The 18119-nt window shown below is 36.2% G+C and carries 15 protein-coding genes (1 of these 15 cut by a window edge); 8 read left to right on the forward strand and 7 right to left on the reverse strand.

Annotation, left to right across the window (positions count from 1 at the left end; translation table 11 throughout):
• From CGC47_RS09465 to msrA, 4 genes are all read right to left on the reverse strand, one after another.
• On the reverse strand, positions 1-116 hold the 5' portion of the coding sequence (locus CGC47_RS09465) for a hypothetical protein (protein WP_041999954.1). Its footprint begins 73 nt before the window's first position; only the first 116 of its 189 coding nucleotides appear in the window; the start codon lies at positions 114-116; its stop codon lies off the left edge, out of view.
• A complete protein-coding gene (locus CGC47_RS09470; protein ID WP_041999951.1) occupies positions 98-352 on the reverse strand; it encodes a hypothetical protein in 255 nt (84 codons plus the stop codon). The genes CGC47_RS09465 and CGC47_RS09470 overlap by 19 nt, the downstream gene beginning before the upstream one ends.
• A 190-nt stretch (positions 353-542) precedes the next feature.
• Complete coding sequence (locus CGC47_RS09475) at positions 543-1970, reverse strand: Gfo/Idh/MocA family protein (protein WP_041999948.1); 1428 nt, start codon at positions 1968-1970, stop codon at positions 543-545.
• Positions 1971-2087: 117 nt separating this feature from the next.
• A complete protein-coding gene (gene msrA / locus CGC47_RS09480) occupies positions 2088-2651 on the reverse strand; it encodes a peptide-methionine (S)-S-oxide reductase MsrA (protein ID WP_041999945.1) in 564 nt (187 codons plus the stop codon).
• A gap of 218 nt (positions 2652-2869) precedes the next feature.
• Here msrA and uvrA point away from each other — a divergent pair, with 218 nt between their 5' ends.
• Positions 2870-5632, forward strand: a complete 2763-nt coding sequence (gene uvrA, locus CGC47_RS09485) for an excinuclease ABC subunit UvrA (RefSeq protein WP_041999942.1) — start codon at positions 2870-2872, stop codon at positions 5630-5632.
• Between the two features lie 45 nt (positions 5633-5677).
• Here uvrA and CGC47_RS09490 read toward each other — a convergent pair whose 3' ends face one another.
• Together CGC47_RS09490 and CGC47_RS09495 are read right to left on the reverse strand one after the other, a co-directional pair.
• Complete coding sequence (locus CGC47_RS09490; RefSeq protein WP_095900283.1) at positions 5678-6808, reverse strand: GTP cyclohydrolase; 1131 nt, start codon at positions 6806-6808, stop codon at positions 5678-5680.
• A 31-nt stretch (positions 6809-6839) separates the two neighbouring features.
• Entirely contained in the window at positions 6840-7715 is an 876-nt protein-coding gene (locus CGC47_RS09495; protein ID WP_232779661.1) for a transporter, read from the reverse strand.
• A 207-nt stretch (positions 7716-7922) separates the two neighbouring features.
• Between CGC47_RS09495 and CGC47_RS09500 the strand changes: the two genes are divergently transcribed.
• From CGC47_RS09500 to CGC47_RS09515, 4 genes are all read left to right on the forward strand, one after another.
• Complete coding sequence (locus CGC47_RS09500) at positions 7923-8195, forward strand: DUF4834 family protein (protein ID WP_041999939.1); 273 nt, start codon at positions 7923-7925, stop codon at positions 8193-8195.
• 4 nt (positions 8196-8199) lie between these two features.
• Positions 8200-10635: a YfhO family protein gene (locus CGC47_RS09505; protein WP_095900285.1), complete on the forward strand. Its 2436-nt coding sequence runs from the start codon at positions 8200-8202 to the stop codon at positions 10633-10635.
• Between the two features lie 92 nt (positions 10636-10727).
• Positions 10728-11186, forward strand: a complete 459-nt coding sequence (locus CGC47_RS09510; RefSeq protein WP_041998488.1) for a hypothetical protein — start codon at positions 10728-10730, stop codon at positions 11184-11186.
• Between the two features lie 138 nt (positions 11187-11324).
• A complete protein-coding gene (locus CGC47_RS09515) occupies positions 11325-11690 on the forward strand; it encodes a diacylglycerol kinase (RefSeq protein ID WP_041913517.1) in 366 nt (121 codons plus the stop codon).
• A 70-nt stretch (positions 11691-11760) separates the two neighbouring features.
• Here CGC47_RS09515 and CGC47_RS09520 read toward each other — a convergent pair whose 3' ends face one another.
• On the reverse strand, positions 11761-12345 hold the full coding sequence (locus CGC47_RS09520) for a porin family protein (protein ID WP_041998485.1): 585 nt from the start codon (positions 12343-12345) through the stop codon (positions 11761-11763).
• Positions 12346-12597: 252 nt separating this feature from the next.
• Between CGC47_RS09520 and CGC47_RS09525 the strand changes: the two genes are divergently transcribed.
• The 3 genes from CGC47_RS09525 to CGC47_RS09535 all read left to right on the forward strand — a co-directional run bounded on the left by CGC47_RS09525 (position 12598) and on the right by CGC47_RS09535 (position 17939).
• On the forward strand, positions 12598-14823 hold the full coding sequence (locus CGC47_RS09525) for a S9 family peptidase (protein ID WP_042001408.1): 2226 nt from the start codon (positions 12598-12600) through the stop codon (positions 14821-14823).
• Positions 14824-15287: 464 nt separating this feature from the next.
• The gene (locus tag CGC47_RS09530) at positions 15288-15953 is read left to right on the forward strand and encodes a DUF6261 family protein (protein ID WP_013996627.1); all 666 of its coding nucleotides are present in this window, start codon (positions 15288-15290) and stop codon (positions 15951-15953) included.
• Positions 15954-16031: 78 nt separating this feature from the next.
• Positions 16032-17939, forward strand: coding sequence for a peptide MFS transporter (locus CGC47_RS09535; RefSeq protein WP_042001410.1), 1908 nt, complete (start codon positions 16032-16034; stop codon positions 17937-17939).
• The last annotated feature ends 180 nt before the right edge of the window (positions 17940-18119 follow it).

The raw sequence follows: 18119 nt of genomic DNA on the forward strand, positions 1-18119 counted from the left end.
TTACTTAACACTCTATCTACTTCACCTCTACTCATAGCTTTTTCTATATCTCTCGCTATATCTTCTCCTACTGCTTTTTCCAATCTATTTCTTCCATTTATCCAAGTATCGGACATTTGTTTTGTTTTTCCATCACTTCTGATAATACTACATAAGATAACTTGAAGTTTTTGGTAAAATATCCTAACATTACTCCAAGATTGTCATAATGATCTGTTACAAACTCCACCCCTCCTAATGTTTTCTCAAAAACAGGTTCAAATTTAGTGTTTAGTTGATTGTTAATCGAATTTCTATCCATTCCAAATTTTAATTCACCTACCTTTTCAAACGGTTTAATTATATTTCTCATAATTTAATTATTAAAATTTTCCATTTTTCTTATACCAATCTCTTAATTGTTCGATAGCTTCATCGTATTTGTCTCCAGATTTTTCACTAATGATATATTATAAACTACCTTCAAGGCATAGATTAAAAAATCATCAAAAAAAACCGGATTTGAAAAATCCGGTTTTTTTAATTCTTCTATAAAGTTAAAATTATTTAGCAAAGGCGTGTTCGTACTTTTGAACCTTGTTCCACGCACCTCGTGTAAAATCAGGAATTTCAACAGGAGCACTTCCGTTTTCAAGAGAAATTTTAGAAAGCGGAACTAGGCAAGACCATTCTGCCAAATCATAAACGTCCATATCCAAAGGTAAACCATTTTGTAAGCAGTATATCAATCGATAATCCATAATGAAATCCATTCCTCCGTGTCCGCCTACCTTTTTAGCTTGTTCTTCCAATTCTTTATGGATAGGATGCTTGTATTTTTCCATTAAAGCTTTTTTAATTTCAGCAGAAACAAAACCGTGTGCGTTTAAGTTTTCGTGGTTAGGCACCTCATCTGCAGATACATTTTCAGGGCGTAAAGTAAAGCCTTCAATAGGATATTTATTAGCAAATCCTTCTGTACCTGTTAATTGATACATTCTTGAGTACGGACGAGGAGTCATTACGTTGTGTTGAATTTGCATTGTTTTTCCTTTCTCAGTTTTGATTAAGGTCATTGTATGATCTCCGTTTTGGAAATCGGGTGCTTCTTTTCCAGTAAGTTTTTTGTAGTATTTTGGTCCGTTAAAAGGTTTGGTGTCTATGGAAACCAAATAATTCATTTTATCACCACGATGGATATTAAGTGCTTGACAAGCAGGACCTATGCCGTGTGTAGGATAAACATCTCCACGATTTTCTCTATTGTATTCCAAGCGCCAATTTTCCCAATAAGCACCCCAGAAATCTTCTAAACTATGAATGTAAGCACCTTCTGCGTGGATAACCTCTCCGAATAAGCCTTTTTGAGCCATATTAAGGGTCGTTAGTTCAAAAAAGTCGTAAACACAATTTTCGAGCATCATACAATGCAATTGTTTTTCTTCGGCTTTGTTGATAAGTGCCCAAATATCTTCTAAGCTCATAGCTCCTGGTACTTCAATGGCAACGTGTTTTCCGTGTTCCATAGCGTAGAGAGCCATCGGAACGTGGTGTTTCCAATCGGTAACAATGTACACCAAATCAACGTCGTCTCGCTCACAAAGCCCTTTCCAAGCATCTAAAGAACCACTATATTCCGCTGCACGGGGTACTTGAGCTTCATCTAGTATTTTTTGGGTTTTTTCTACTCTTTCAGGAACCACATCACACAGAGCGGTTATTTTTGTTCCAGGGATATGTGTAAACCGTTTTACTGCTGACGGACCGCGCATTCCCAACCCGATAAAGCCTACACGAACAGTTTCTAACTTCGGAGTAACTAGCCCTACAACATCTTTTTGACCTGCAGGACGCTCAGGTGCAAACACCTTAATGGGTTGAATTTCTCCTTTTGAACCACCTTCTGTTTTGCAGCCTGAATTGCAGTTACAACTTGCAACTCCTAAAGAGATGGCTGCCACAATGATAAGATTTCTTAATTTTTTATACATAATAGTTTATGTTTGAGGTTAATTATACTAGCCACAAAAATAACATTTTTATAACAAATTAAAAAACAAAAAAATCTTTTTTCGGTTGAAAAGAAAGTAAGAGGCTTTTCTATAAAACTATTGTTTGAGCCATTGAGTGAAAATCCGTTTGAATTTGTTGATTTTAGGAGTGATGATTTGACTACAATAAAATTCCTCCATATTCTGCGAATAGAAATTGTCGTGGTAAGACTCCGCTGGGTAAAAAACATCTAATTTGGATATTTCGGTAACGTACTTGTGGGGCCATAAATCCGAATCCTCAAAAAATTGTTTTGATTTCAGAGCTGCTTTTCGTTGATAATCATTATGATAGAATATAGCAGAGCGATATTGTGTACCATAGTCAATTCCTTGTTGATTTAAAGTGGTGGGGTTGTGGATGTTCCAAAAAACAGCTAGTAAATTTTCGAAAGAAATAACATTAGGGTCATAGGTGATTTGTACAACTTCGGCGTGTCCAGTTACTCCATCACACACTTCTTCGTAAGTAGGGTTAGGGGTGTGCCCTCCTGTATATCCTGATTTTACGTGTATTACACCTTTCAAAAGCTCGAAAATAGCTTCCACACACCAAAAACAACCTGCCCCAAAAGTAGCCGTTTTGTATTTTTCTGTGATATTTTCGTTTACAGATAACATAATGAAGTCCGTAATGTTTAAATGTTAAGTTGCACACGTAATTGGGGCAAAACTAATATTTCAAGTTAATTTTACAAAAAATATAATGTGATAGATTTGTTAAAAATAAATGCGATAAATCAGTCTTAATTTTTCATTTTGTTTATTGTCTTTCATTTTTAGTGCTTTTTGTTTCCTTGATAAATACATATCTTTGTGCCTTATTCTTCTATTAAGAAATGAAAACCAAAGAAATACTTATAAAAGGAGCTAAGCTCCACAATTTAAAAGACATTACGGTTGGCATTCCGCGTAATCAATTGGTAGTGATTACGGGCTTATCGGGTTCGGGAAAGTCCAGCTTGGCGTTCGACACACTTTATGCCGAGGGGCAACGCCGTTACGTGGAAAGCCTTTCGTCTTACGCACGTCAGTTTTTAGGAAGACTCGACAAACCCAAAGTGGATAACATCGTGGGAATTGCTCCCGCTATAGCTATTGAACAGAAAGTCAATACTTCTAATCCGCGTTCTACCGTAGGGACGTCCACAGAAATCTATGACTATTTAAAATTACTCTTCGCTCGTATCGGAAAAACGTACTCGCCCATTTCTGGCAAAGAAGTGAAAAAACATTCTGTTACTGATGTAGTTGATGCCGTTTTGAACTATCCTGAGCGAACAAAATTACTGCTTTTAGCTCCCGTGCATATTGCCGAAGGTAGGAAAACGCCCCAAGTGCTTCAAATTTTATTACAGCAGGGTTATGCACGTATTCAGCATAAAGGCGAAATTATTCGCATTGACGAAGCCGACCTGAATAGTATAAGTTCTGATTTTCTGCTTGTTATCGACCGAATTATTGTACAACACGATGAAGATTTTAAACATCGATTAGCAGATGCCGTTGATACTGCTTTCTTTGAAGGAAAAGGCGAATGCATCATCGAAGAGGTTGAAAATCAGAACAAACAAACGTTCAGTAACCGATTTGAATTGGACGGCATTGAGTTTTTTGAACCCAATGTTCATTTGTTTAGCTTCAACAATCCGTACGGAGCTTGTCCCAAGTGCGACGGATATGGCGATACCATTGGGCTTGATGAAGAGTTAATCATTCCGAACACAGCTCTTTCCGTGTACGATAATTGCATCTTTCCGTGGCGAGGCGAAACGATGAGTTGGTATCGCGATCAGCTGGTTTTGAATGCTTACAAGTTCGATTTTCCCATTCACAAGCCGTGGTTTGAACTCACCAAAGAGCAAAAACAATTGGTTTGGAAAGGCAATAAATTTTTCACCGGACTGACAGATTTTTTCAAAGAACTTGAAGAAAAAAGTTATAAAATACAAAATCGAGTACTACTTGCACGTTATCGCGGAAAAACCAAATGCAACGAATGCGATGGGAAACGCTTACGAAAAGAGGCTGATTACGTAAAGATTAACGGCAAAAGTATTTCAGATTTAGTTGATATTTCCATAGAAGAATTACAAACTTTCTTTAAAGAGCTGAAACTTTCTGACTACGAAAGAAGTATAGCCAAACGCTTACTTGTGGAGATTGAAAATCGATTGCAATTCCTTTCGGACGTAGGATTGAACTATTTGACCCTCAATCGTAAGTCAAACACGCTGTCAGGCGGAGAAAGCCAACGTATCAATTTGGCAACTTCATTAGGAAGCAGTTTGGTAGGCTCAATGTATATTTTGGACGAACCCAGTATTGGTTTGCACCCGAAAGACACTGAAAAACTCATCGGAGTACTCAAATCGTTACGTGATTTGGGCAACACGGTGATTGTAGTTGAGCACGATGAAGACATTATGAAAGCTGCCGATTACATCATTGATATTGGTCCTGAAGCTGGAACGCACGGTGGTGAGGTAGTTGCACAAGGCACTTATGACGAAATTCTTACGGCAGATTCGCTAACGGGTAAGTACCTCAGCAAACGAATGCAAATCGAACTTCCGAAAGAAAGACGCACCTCTCCGCATTACATCACGCTTATAGGCTGTCGTGAAAATAACTTAAAAAACATAGATGTTACGCTTCCGTTGGATATGCTTACGGTAGTTACGGGCGTTTCTGGAAGCGGAAAATCAACACTTATCAAGCGAATTTTATATCCTGCGATGCTTAAAGAATTGGACATCAATAGCGACAAAGCAGGGCAGTTCTCAAAACTTGACGGAAAGTACAAGCACATTCAGTCTGTGGAGTTCGTTGACCAAAACCCGATAGGCAAGTCCTCACGCTCAAACCCAATAACTTACATAAAAGCCTACGACGATATTCGGAATTTGTATGCCGCACAAAAACTTTCAAAGTTGCGGAACTTTCAGCCAAAACACTTTTCATTCAATGTAGATGGTGGGCGTTGTGAGGTTTGTAAAGGCGAAGGCGAAGTTACCATCGAAATGCAATTTATGGCTGATGTACATCTTCCTTGCGAGGCTTGTGGCGGAAAACGTTTCAAAAAGGAAGTGTTAGAAGTAACTTTTGAAGGCAAGTCCATCGACGATTTACTAAACACCACTATTGATGATGCCGTTGCTTTTTTTGAACAACATAAGCAACCAAAAATCAGCTCGAAACTAAAACCGCTTCAAGATGTTGGGCTGGGTTATGTTACACTTGGGCAGTCATCTTCCACGTTGTCGGGAGGAGAGGCACAACGCATTAAGTTGGCTTCTTTCTTGGCGAAGTCCGAAAGTAAAGAGAAGGTACTATTCATCTTTGACGAACCTACCACAGGATTGCATTTTCACGATATTCGCAAGTTATTGGCTTCCTTTCAGGCACTTATAGAAAAAGGGCATTCCATTATCGTAATTGAGCATAACTTGGAGATGATAAAATCAGCCGATTACGTAATTGACTTAGGATTGGACGGAGGCGACAAAGGCGGAACCATCATCGCACAAGGCACTCCCGAAGAAATTATCCGAAACAAACAGAGCTACACAGCTAAATACTTGAAAGAAGTGATGAAATAAAGAGGTTTAAGAGGTTTGACTTTTTCTTAAAATCAAACCTCTTTTTTATTTTGAATCCAATTCTTTTCGGAAAGTGGCGCGAGTAGCATAATCTACTGGGGCGAAATTCTTCCACAGCTGTTTGATAGCAATATTATCTTCCAATTCTGGGGTAACTACACATTTTTTTATACCATTTTTTTTGAAAATGGGATAGTAGTAATCGAATAAAATGGCGGGAACTCCCTTACTTTGATATTCGGGCAATACCCCAATCAGATAAAATTCTACCGTGTCGTTTTTTTGTTTGGCTTTAAGCATATGCCAAAATCCGCAAGGAAATAGTCTGCCCTTTGCTTTTTGTAAAGCCTTTGAAAAAGAAGGAAGAACAATAGCAAAACAAATCAGATTTCCGTCAGCATCTTCAATGAAACGAATGTATTCTGGATTTACAAAAGGAATGTATTTATCCTTAAAGTGCTGTTGTTGTTTTTTTGAAATGGGGACAAACGAGGCTAATTTGGCGTATGTGGTATTGAAAAGCTCAAACATAGCATCTACGTGTTTGAGAATTTCTTTGGTAGTGTTGGCAGGAACGATACGTAGTCCGTAACGTGCTTTTACCGAAGCAGCAGTTCTTTTAAAAATATCGTGGTTCACGTTTTCAATCAAGAAATAAGACTCACGGTATCCTTTTTCTTTTGTAAAACCTAATTTTTGTAGATGTTCATTGTGATACGGATGATGGTACCAAGTCATCATATTGGCAATGTGGTCGTATCCGCTGGTAAGCACACCTACTTTATCCATATTTGAAAACCCCATAGGACCTTCCATATATTCCAACTGATATTCTTTTCCCTTTTCAGCTACTTTTTGCAATAAAGCTCGGGTTACTTCAATATCATCTATTACATCGAACCAGCCAAAACGTATTTTTTGGGTTTCAGCAGATTTCAAATCGTGATTATTGATAATTGCGGCTACTCGCCCAACAATTTCATTTTTATCGTTGTAAGCTAGGTATAAGAAAGCTTCTGCATTTTCAAATACCGGATTTTTCGCCTTATTGAACGAATCCACTTCGGCACTAATAATAGGAGGTACCCAATACGGATGATTTTTATAAAGTGAAAACGGAAATTTTACAAAGGTTTTAATGTCTTTTAAGGAATGTATTTCTTTGACGGTCACCATCTTTTTCTTGCTGTATTTGATTTTTTTTGGTTTATTTTTTCTCTTGAGGAAGGAATTTGTCGTATTTGTCTATCCGATAAGAGAAACCTAAAAGTGCGATGTATCGGCTTGGCGTGTCTTTCCAACTGGCACCTAAATCTATATTTACCTGAATATCTTTGGTGAAAAGGTATGCTCCACCAAGGCGTATGATGTGGTCGCTATACCAATGACTTTGAATTCCTTCCGATTCGGCAAAGATACTAAAACGACCATTATCAAGATTATGTGTCAAGGTTAATACATAACCCCATTCAGGGTATTGGGTAGTAAATCGATTGGCTATAATATTGCCTATCAGTGCGGTACGAGGGGTGGGATGACTTTGTAAGGCTAAAACTACTTTTGGAGAAAAAGGAGCAATGCCTGAGTAAAAATAGCGTTCGTTAGGAAAGGCATTCACGCCAGCGTATATTGCTACCGCTGGAATCATATTATTCCAATTGAAGGAATGATTGGCTTTCCAACTATATAAATTAGGTTTGTTTTCAAAATAAGGGTTGTATATTAAGTATTTAGCACCTAAGGTATGATTATAGAACCCCATATGAGACTGTGTTGTTGTAATAAATCGGTTTTGTTGGGTGTAATCATAAATCAGTGCTCCTTGAAGCATAAATTCCAATTTATTAGAAAAATATCCGTAACGTACAGTATAATTCAATCCACTGATGAACATATTGGTGTGTGTGGGGGTATGTTTTCGGTTCTCTACCCAAAGTCCGCCTTCAAATTGTAATACTTTCTTACCCAGCGCATAAGCGCTTTGCGAGTTTCCAGGTTGGTTGGAGTTGATAATATCGGTATATTGCCCGAAAATACTCGTGGAAAAGCCTATTAAAAAAATAGAAAAGAAGAGTTTTCGCATATCTCTGTGTGTTATTTGCTTTATTGTCGGTTTTTCTGTCAAAATGAATAAAAGATGAACTTTTATGTATTCTTTTTTAAAAAAGAAAGCCTATGGCAAATATAACACATATCTTTTGAAAGATTTCGTTTGGAGGTATAATAATTTTCTTATTTTTACCTCTTGAATAAATTAGAATTGTATTTTTGAAAAAAACTTAAAGAAATAATGATTGCAGAAGCTTCTCTTACAGGATTTATAAAGACATTGATTGTTGTTATATTAGTAATATTTGGGTTACGATTATTGTTGCGATTTTTGATGCCGTATATGCTCCGTTTTTTTGCACAAAAATTACAGCAAAACATACAACGAAAATTTCAACAAGCGCAACAAAAACAAAACCAAGATAATAAAATTGATAGCGCAAATGCCAAATATACCAATCCGAAATCTACCAAAAAAGTGGGCGAATATATTGATTACGAAGAAATAGAATAAAACAATGAAAACGTATTTACAGAAAATGTTGCCACATTTTGTGGTATTGGGGCTTTTTATAACCATTTCATTAGCATTCTTTTATCCCGTTTTGCAAGGAAAAGCCATTTGGCAGAGTGATATTGTTCAGTATAGTGGTATGGTCAAGGAGCGTAACGATTTTAGGGAGGACTTTGGCCAAGAGTCGTATTGGACCAATAGCGCTTTTGTGGGAATGCCTACTTATCAGTTAGGGGCGAACTATCCTTATGATATGGTTAAAAAAGTGGATAAAACAATACGTTTTTTGCCTCGTCCTGCCGATTATTTGTTTTTGTATTTTGTTGGTTTCTACCTGCTACTTTTGGTTTTAAAAGTTGATTACAAAACGGCTTTTCTCGGTGCTGTGGCTTTTGGTTTTTCAACTTATTTAATTATCATTATAGGTGTTGGGCATAATGCCAAAGCTCACGCTATTGGTTATTTTGCTCCTGTATTAGCTGGATTGTTGCTCACTTTCAGGGGAAAATATCTCTGGGGTGGTTTGCTAACGGCGGTTGCGTTTGCCTTGGAAATCAGTGCGAATCACTATCAGATGACGTATTATTTATTACTATTGATTTTGGTTCTAGGTGCTTTTCAAACCATTTATGCTTGGAGGGAAACGGAGTTTAAATCTCTTTTAAAATCGGTGGGCGTTATAGCTGTGGCTTTATTTTTAGGAGGGATAACTAATGCTACTTCCTTGTTGGCTACTCAAGAATATGCTCAGTGGAGTACTCGTTCAAAATCCGAATTGACCCTTACCCCCAAAGGACTCCCAAAGGTTACCTCTGATGGGCTTTCCAAAGAATACATTACAGAGTATAGCTATGGTATTTCCGAGTCCTTAAATCTAATTGCGCCCCGATTGTTTGGTGGCTCCAATCACGAGGCTTTAGGGAAGGATTCGCATACCTATCAGTTTTTAGTAAATCAAGGAGTGCCTACCTCTCAAGCACTTGATTTTTCAAATGCCTTGCCTACTTATTGGGGGCAACAGCCCATCGTAGCAGCTCCAGCTTACGTTGGGGCGGTGGTTTTCTTTTTGTTTGTTTTAGCTTTGTTTTTGGTTGAAGGACGTATAAAATGGTGGCTACTCAGCGGAAGTATTTTAGCTTTACTGCTCTCGTGGGGGAAGAATTTCGATGCACTTACCGATTTTATGATTGATTATTTCCCGATGTACAACAAGTTTCGAGCCGTTTCTTCCATTCAAGTCATTTTGGAATTGTGCGTACCATTACTGGCAATGCTTGGGTTTTACCGTTTTATAAAAAATACTCCAGAGGCTAATAAGAAACCACTTTTGTACACTACTTACGTTGTTTTCGGACTATTATTTTTGCTTTTTATCAGTAAAGAATTTTTCTCTTTTTCTGGCGGTAGCGATGCTTTAATCACACAATATTATGGTAGTGAAATTCTTACCCAATTGATAGAAGACCGCAAGTCAATGTACATTTCCGATTTACTTCGTACGGCAGGTTTTGCTTTGGCTGTACTTGTGACACTTATTTTGTTTCAAATACGCAAAATATCACAAAATATAGCCTATGTATTTCTCTTTGTGCTTATAGTTTTGGATTTAGCTGGAGTTGCTAAACGTTATGTAAATAATTCCGATTTTACCGATAAGCGTAAATTGACTCAACCGTTTGAAGCTAGTAAAGCTGACTTAACCCTACTTAAGGATGATTCTGTATATCGAGTTTATGAACCTTCGGTGGGGCTTAATGGGGCAAGAACCTCTTATTTTCATCATTCGGTGGGAGGGTATCACGCCGCCAAACCTCGGCGTTTGCAGGAGTTATTTGATTATCAGGTTTCTCAAGGGAATACTAAAGTGTTGGATATGCTCAATGTGAAATATATACTCACTAAAGATGAAAAAGGACAGACTGTTCCCATTCAAAATCCAAATGCTTTGGGAAATGCTTGGTTTGTTACTGATTTGAAAACGGTAGAAGATGATGATCAAATGATACAATCGTTAACCCAATTTGTTCCAAAAACAGAAGCTTTCATTTTAGCTAAAGATGCACAACAAATAAAAACGAATTTTGTTGTAGATAGTACAGCTACAATTACACTTAAAAGTTACCAACCCAATAAGTTGATTTATGAATCCGTTAATGAAAATGAGGGATTTGCTGTTTTTTCTGAGGCTCATTATCCTAAAGGTTGGCAAGTAACTATTGATGAAAATCCTACACAAGAGTATCGTGTGAATTTTTTGCTACGAGGATTATATATTCCGAAAGGGAAGCACAATATTGTTTTTGAGTTTCAACCACCCGTGGTTCAAATCGGGAGTAAAATTACTCTTGTAGGTAATGTGCTACTGTGTGTGTGGTTGCTTGTTGCAGGTTTAATAAGTTACAAAAAAATGATATTAGTTAAGAAAATAAAGTATAATTAACGTTTCTTTAGCTATAATTTATCTTATTGAATGATTTTAATTTACCATTTGATACATACCTTTACCACGCGAATTTAAAATCAAAAAATAAGATGAAAAGAATTTATTTAACTATGATTGTTTTATTTGCTGTTTTTGTAGTTGCCTGCGAGAAAGATAACGGTAAAGCTACTGGAAACGGAGATAACAACAATCCAACTTCTGTTGACGGGGTTTGGCACTTCGATAGTCAGGAGATGTTTCACAAAGGTATTTCTCAAGGAAAAGAAGAGAGTCCGCAAATATTGGAATGCCTAAAAAAAAGTACGATTACTTTTCAAAAGGGAGTGTGTATTTTTCAAGGGTATATTCCTGTGGTAGGAAATTCTTGCAAACAACTAAGTCGAATTCAAGGCATTTATCAACTAACAGACAAAATGCTGGAAATTGCTTTCAATAAATCTAAAGTGAAATATGAAATAGCTAAAAAAACAGATAAAGAAATAGTAATCAAGCAAGAAAACACAAGTGACCCTGATAGTTATTTTTTGGACACTTATGTTAAAAAATAAATGTTTTTGAAAACTTATCCAACATTAAAAACCACTTTTTATGCGTATAGAAGGTGGTTTTTTACTTTTCAAATGATTTGTACAGCAATTAAAAAAGATATAATTTAGCCCTTTTAAAAGATTTTATAAGATTTACAGATGCGTTTTATATTAAATAGAATCAGAAGTTTAAAATTTGTACTGCGTGGTATGTTGTATTTATTGCGAAACGAAAATGCTATTATATTCCATAGTATGGTTTGTTGTGTTTTAGTGGTTTTAGGCTTTTGTGTGGGCTTATCCTCAGCACATTGGATCATACAAATTTTATGTATGGGGGCAGTTTTAGCCACTGAAAGTTTGAATACGGCAATTGAAAAGGTTTGTGACTTTGTACATCCAAATTATCATAAAAAAATAGGAGAAATAAAAGATATTGCTGCCGGAGCGGTTGCCTTTGCTACTATTTCGGCTTTTGTAGCGTTGTGTTTGGTATATTATCCGTATGTAAAAGCCCTTTTATAAAAAGATGAAGCCAACTGCTTATAATTTAAGTAGTTGTCTTCTAACAACACAATCAATCAAACATCTTTCTTTAAAACAGGCGCAGCCCTACACCTACTTGTATTTGTTGGCTGTTTGCTTTTTCTTTTAAATTGCTAATATCGGCAAATCCCCAACCGTATCGGGCATAGATAACCAAAGGATTGATGTTAAGTTCAGCCCCTGCAACCAATGAGAAATCAGCAGATTTGAATAGTTTTTCTCCGTTTTGCCACAGATTTTCATCACGATTTACCAAAATACTGAATTGAGGTCCGGCAACTACTGAAAAAGTACCTTTCGGATTGACTTTTAAAAGCACAGGAACGCTCACATAATCCAGTTTTTTACTTTTCTCGAAGGCTTCTTTCCAAACATCAGTGTATGAATCACGCATTTTAGTATTACTTTGATTGAAAAGCACTTCGGTTTGTAGCCCGATATGTTTTGAAAAATCAAAACCAATATAACCTCCTAAGTGATACCCCAACATAAATTGGTCTTTGTAAGCAACACCTTCAATTTTTCCTAAGTTGGCACCGCCTTTAAATCCTAAATGTACTTGTGCCTGTAAGTTTTCTACCGCTATGACTGCTAAAGCAAATAGAAAAGTTAAAACGATTTTCTTTACTTTCATAATATATTTGTTTTTAATTTGTTATTTATGGAATAACAACTACTATGCCATTTTTGCTATGGATAAAAATAAAGAGTAGAAAAAGACTTAAAAATACGTCGAAATTTAGTGTTTTGGTTGGTATTTTTAATGATTTGTCAAAAGAGTTTAAAACTATTTTTAGATTGTAAATAGCACATTTAACTAAAAAAAGTGTATTAGTATTTAATTTTTTAGTATCATTGTCCGTTTGAATTTATAAATTTTTAGGAGATGAAGCTGAAAAATTATGTTTTGTTTTTAGGGTTAGTTATTTTTGTAAATGTTGTGTTCGCTCAAAACAAAGCCATTACTTTGGAAGATATTTGGGCAAAGGGTGTGTTTTATCCGGAGCAGATATCTCACCTATCGGCGATGAAGAATACAAATCAGTATACAACACTAAATTACAATCGAGAAGCAGGTTCACAGCAGATTGATTTATATGATTTCACTACACTCAAAAAGGTAAAAACACTATTTGACACTTCAAATGAGAGCGAGTTTTCGTTGTTTATCAATGATTATACATTCAGTCCTGATGAGAAATGGTTACTTATCGCTTCGGAGTCTGAACAAATTTACCGACATTCGTTTGTAGCAAACTATTATCTTTACAATTTACAAACAAACAAAGGAATCCGAATTAGCACAAATAAAATTCAAGAACCAACCTTTTCACCAGACGGAAACAAAATCGCATACGCCTACAATAACAATTTATACATCTACGAGATAAACACCAACAAAACCACGCAAATTACTTTTGATGGAAAGAAAAACAAAATCATCAACGGGATAACTGATTGGGTGTATGAAGAAGAATTCGGCTTTGTGAGAGCATTTGATTGGAACGCTGATGGAACAAAATTAGCTTACATTCGATTTGACGAAAGCCAAGTTCCAGAGTTTTCAATGGACGTTTATGGAATAGGACTCTATCCCACACAACAAGTTTTCAAATATCCAAAAGCTGGACAGACAAATTCAGAAGTTTCAGTGCACATTTATGATATTTCGACCCAAAAGATATTCGACACACCCGTTGCAACGAATAAAAAACAAGTCAGTAAACAAACTTCATCCGATGCACAAGATAATTTATACTATTACATACCTCGCATTCGGTGGACAAATGATAAAAACACTCTAAGTGTACAAACTCTCAATAGACATCAAAATAATTTCAACCTAAATTTAATAAACTCACAGACACATCAAGTTCATTCAGTAGTAAATGAACAAAACAACACTTATGTAGAAATTACAGATAACCTAATTTTCTTAAAAGACAATAGTTTTTTAATTACATCAGAGAAAGATGGATTTAATCACATCTATCATTATGATAAAAATGGTAAATTAAAAAAACAAATCACAAAAGGTAATTGGGAAGTTACTAAATTCTATGGATATGATTCTAAAACTGAACGTATTTTCTACCAATCTACTGAAAATGGCTCAATAAATAGAGGTGTTTACAGCATTTCAATCAATGGAAAAAACAAAAAACAGCTTTCTGCTAATAAAGGAACTAACGTCGCTATATTTAGTCCTGACTTTTCGTTATATATTAATGAATTTTCAAGTGTAACAAAGCCAACACACTATACACTTAATAATAGCAAGGACGGGAAAATTATAAAAGACATCTTAGATAATTCAGAATATGAGAAAGTTATTTCAGAATATCGTCTTGCTAAAAAAGAATTCTTTGAATTGGATTCTCCTAATGGAAAATTAAATGCTTACATCATCAAACCTAATGATTTTGACCCTAATAAAAAATATCCGTTACTGATGTATCAATATTCGGGACCAGGTTCACAAGAAGTCAGCAACAAATGGCTTGATACTAACGACTTTTGGCATTTTCTTTTAGTGCAACAAGGTTATTTAGTAGCTTGTGTGGACGGACGCGGAACGGGATATAAAGGTAGTGACTTCAAGAAATGTACTTACAAGGAATTGGGAAAATATGAGGTAGAAGACCAAATAATTGCAGCACGTTTTTTTGCAAATCAATCGTACGTTGATGCAAATCGCATCGGAATTTGGGGTTGGAGCTTTGGCGGATTTATGTCTTCCAACTGTTTGTTTCAAGCTGGTGACGTATTTAAAACAGCCATTGCAGTTGCTCCAGTAACTTCGTGGCGTTTCTATGATACTATTTATACAGAACGATTTATGCAGACTCCAGAAGAAAACCCTTACGGATATGATGATAATTCACCCCTTACACACGCTAAAAATCTTAAAGGAAACTATTTACTTATTCACGGAACAGCTGATGACAATGTGCACGTTCAAAACGCAATGGTGTTGATTAACAAACTCGTTCAGCTGAATAAGAATTTTAATTGGTTGATATATCCAGACAGAGACCACGGCATTTATGGTGGATACACAAGATTACAACTTTACCAAAAGATGACGGAATATCTGCTTGAAAAGTTATAAAATTTTAGAGGAATTGAATAGATAACATACATATCCTCTTAGCTCTTTAAAAGAAACAAGCTATTGAAATGGATAGATAGTTCAATCTTTTTTGAAAACAATAATACAGCCCTATAAATAGAAAACAAACGTTTTGAAACAAAAATATATATGGCTTGTACACTTCGTTTTTTCTTTTTGAAGCGTGTAGGGGAGGGGATATAAATAGCATAAGGGGTAAAAGTTAAAAATAGATAAAAAAAATAATGCTTCTTGTGTAATCAAAATGATTTTTTTATACCTTTGGGAGGTAATTTGCGGTGTGAAGGCAGTAGGGTATTGCTAAAATACGCTAACACAATATAAAAACCAGATTTTAAGATAGATAAAGTATATAGATGGTATAGCTGCATTTATGTATAATTATCTATAAATAAATGAAATCTTGAAAAGAACAACAGATAACAACTAAAAAATAGGGTAAAATGAAGGTAAATTACAGAAAACTATCAACGAAAGACTTAGCCGCTCTTACCGAGCGAGTTATTGAAGCCGTAAAACAATCGGATAGCAATGAGGCAAAAACACATCTGTTTATGAAGAAACTGGAAGCCTCGTATCAGAAGTATTATGCTGTACTTTCTAAACAAGCCTTTAGCGGAAAAGGGAAGCAAGTAGCACAGGCTGATAAAGAACGCGATAAGGCTTTTTCAGACATTAAGGTGTTCCTTTCGGGCTACGTGCGTGTGTCATCTGCACCTAATATTGAAGCCGCTGTAGCGCTTTACGAACAGTTTAAAATACACGGACTCAAACAAGACCAGCACTCGTATGCCGAACAAACCGTTCAGTTAGGAAAGCTCATTCAGGCACTTTTAGAAGAAGAGAATCAAAATCATATCAAAAAGTTGTCGCTTGAAGCTGCTTTTGAGAATTTGAAAGCCAAGCACGAGGAGTTTAAAATGTATTACAACGAACAAGCTCAAGCCAATGCCGAACTTCGTGAAATAACCTCTGCTACTAAGCAACGCAAAGAATTGGAGCGTGATTTACGTCGATTTTTAAGCTTAGTTACTCTGATGTTTGATGCTGAAGAGTGGATTTCGTTGTACAATAACTTGAATGAATTTGTAAAAGCAGCTAAAAGCTAAACCCTTTGATTGAGGGGAGTAATTGGAGTGGTTTTTCTATTAAAAAAGAAATGATAAATTAAATATTAAATAAATACTATGTTAAATCCAGATTACAAATTGATGTTGATAGCGTGGCTTGGTGTTGCGCTGTGGGTGGGGTTTGTTATTTTCTCCAATCGTAAAATACATCCGAAAGCCCTTTTTACTCTTTTTATGGTGGAGCTATGGGAACGCTTCAGCTACTACGGTATGCGGGCACTTCTTATCCTTTATATGACTGCGAACTTAGTTGATGGTGGGTTCCAGTTTGATGATGCAAAAGCTTTCGGAATTTACGGAGCTTACGGTGCATTAGTTTACCTTACGCCAATACTTGGTGGATACTTTGCTGATAAACTTATTGGGTTTCGCCGAGCTATTGCCTTCGGTGCAATACTGATGGCAGCGGGGCAATTTACTTTATTTGCTAATAATCAAACTACTTTCTTTATCGGATTAGCTTTATTGGTGGTAGGAAATGGTTTCTTCAAGCCAAATATCTCTTCAATGATTGGTCGTTTTTATGCCGACGGAGATAAAAGACGTGACGGAGCCTTCACTCTATTTTATATGGGAATCAATATGGGTGCATTCTTAGCGCCTTTAACTTGTGGCGCCATTGGGGAGAATGAAGGTTGGCAATACGGATTCTTAACTGCCGGTATAGGAATGCTATTAGGGTTTATTATATTCTTCCTTGCCAGCAGAACAAGTGTTTTTCAGAATATTGGATTAGCCCCAGATGAGAAACCTGCTAAAAATGTAGTCAGTTTTGTTCCTAACAGCATACTTCCGTATGTAGCAGCTGCTGTGATGGTAGGTTGTTCATTGTTGTTAATTCAACACGAAACCGTAGTAGATTATATGCTCGGTGCTTTGGCAGTTATTATCATCGGATATCTATTATTCCAAGCCAGCAAAATGGAATTGGTAGCAAAACAACGTATTTGGGTGGTAGTGTTATTACTTTTATTCACTACTATATTTTGGACGTTCTTCGAGTTGGCAGGTTCAGCACTAAATCTATTTACAGCACGTAACGTAGATAAAATGCTATTCGGATTTGAAATGAAAACTACGTATTTCCAATCATTCAATCCGTTATATATTATGCTTTTCGCCCCCGTTTTCTCTTGGATATGGATAAAATTATCCCATTTAAACAAAGAACCGGCTGCTCCGTATAAGTTCGGAACAGGTTTGCTATTGCTCGGGCTTGGTTTCTTAGTGCTTAAATTCGGTGGTAGCTACGCCAAATTAGGAATGGTACCTGCTATATTTATGGCACTTTTGTACTTATTACATACGCTTGGGGAATTGGCGCTTTCACCCGTAGGTTTGTCTTTAGTAACGAAACTTTCACCCAAACATATGGTAGCGTTTATGATGGGGATTTGGTTTTTATCTTCTTCCATTGCTCATCAAGGTGGAAAACACATTGCTAAACTCACTACCGTAAATGAAAAGTCTATTGTAGAGGGTGCTTCTTTCCAAAACGCTGACATTGATAAAGATATCAAGGCGGTTTTATCTGAAAAAACGTTTAAAGACAAATTGGAAAAATCCTCTGTGGAATCAATCTTAGTTTCCGATGCGTTTATTGAGCGATTAAACAAATTAAATCCGCAACGGCAATATGCCAAGTCGGTAGTAACCATTAAAGAAACTTTGGAAGATGCTGAAAACTACAGCGGAACTAAGAAAGATAATATTGTAAAATCGGCAACACAAGAGTTTTTATCCTTCAAAGGAAATGAGGTTAATACTCAAGTGGCTACTTTTGCTGACTACGAGAGCTTAGTTGAAAAATCTCCCGAAATGGCAATTGTTAACGTCATCAAAGGAGAGTCACTCAACAAAGGACTTTCTGTATTCACAATGTTAGGCTTTATTGCCATTGGTTGTGGTATAGTGCTCTTCCTAATGGGTCCATTCATTACCCGTTGGATGCACGGTGTGAAATAGAAAATTTATAAGTTATGATAGCAGGTTGCTTGTCTTGTTTGTTTGAGATGAGCAATCTGCTTGTTTTTTTACTAAAATTCTTTTGTCGATCAATCTTGTAAAGGAGAAATGTACTTTCATTGGTTAGTATGTTTCAAAATAGGATACAGATGCTTAATGAAAATCATTGCAGTGAGGTAT

The sequence above is a fragment of the Capnocytophaga canimorsus genome, assembly GCF_002302565.1.
Taxonomy (GTDB): domain Bacteria; phylum Bacteroidota; class Bacteroidia; order Flavobacteriales; family Flavobacteriaceae; genus Capnocytophaga; species Capnocytophaga canimorsus.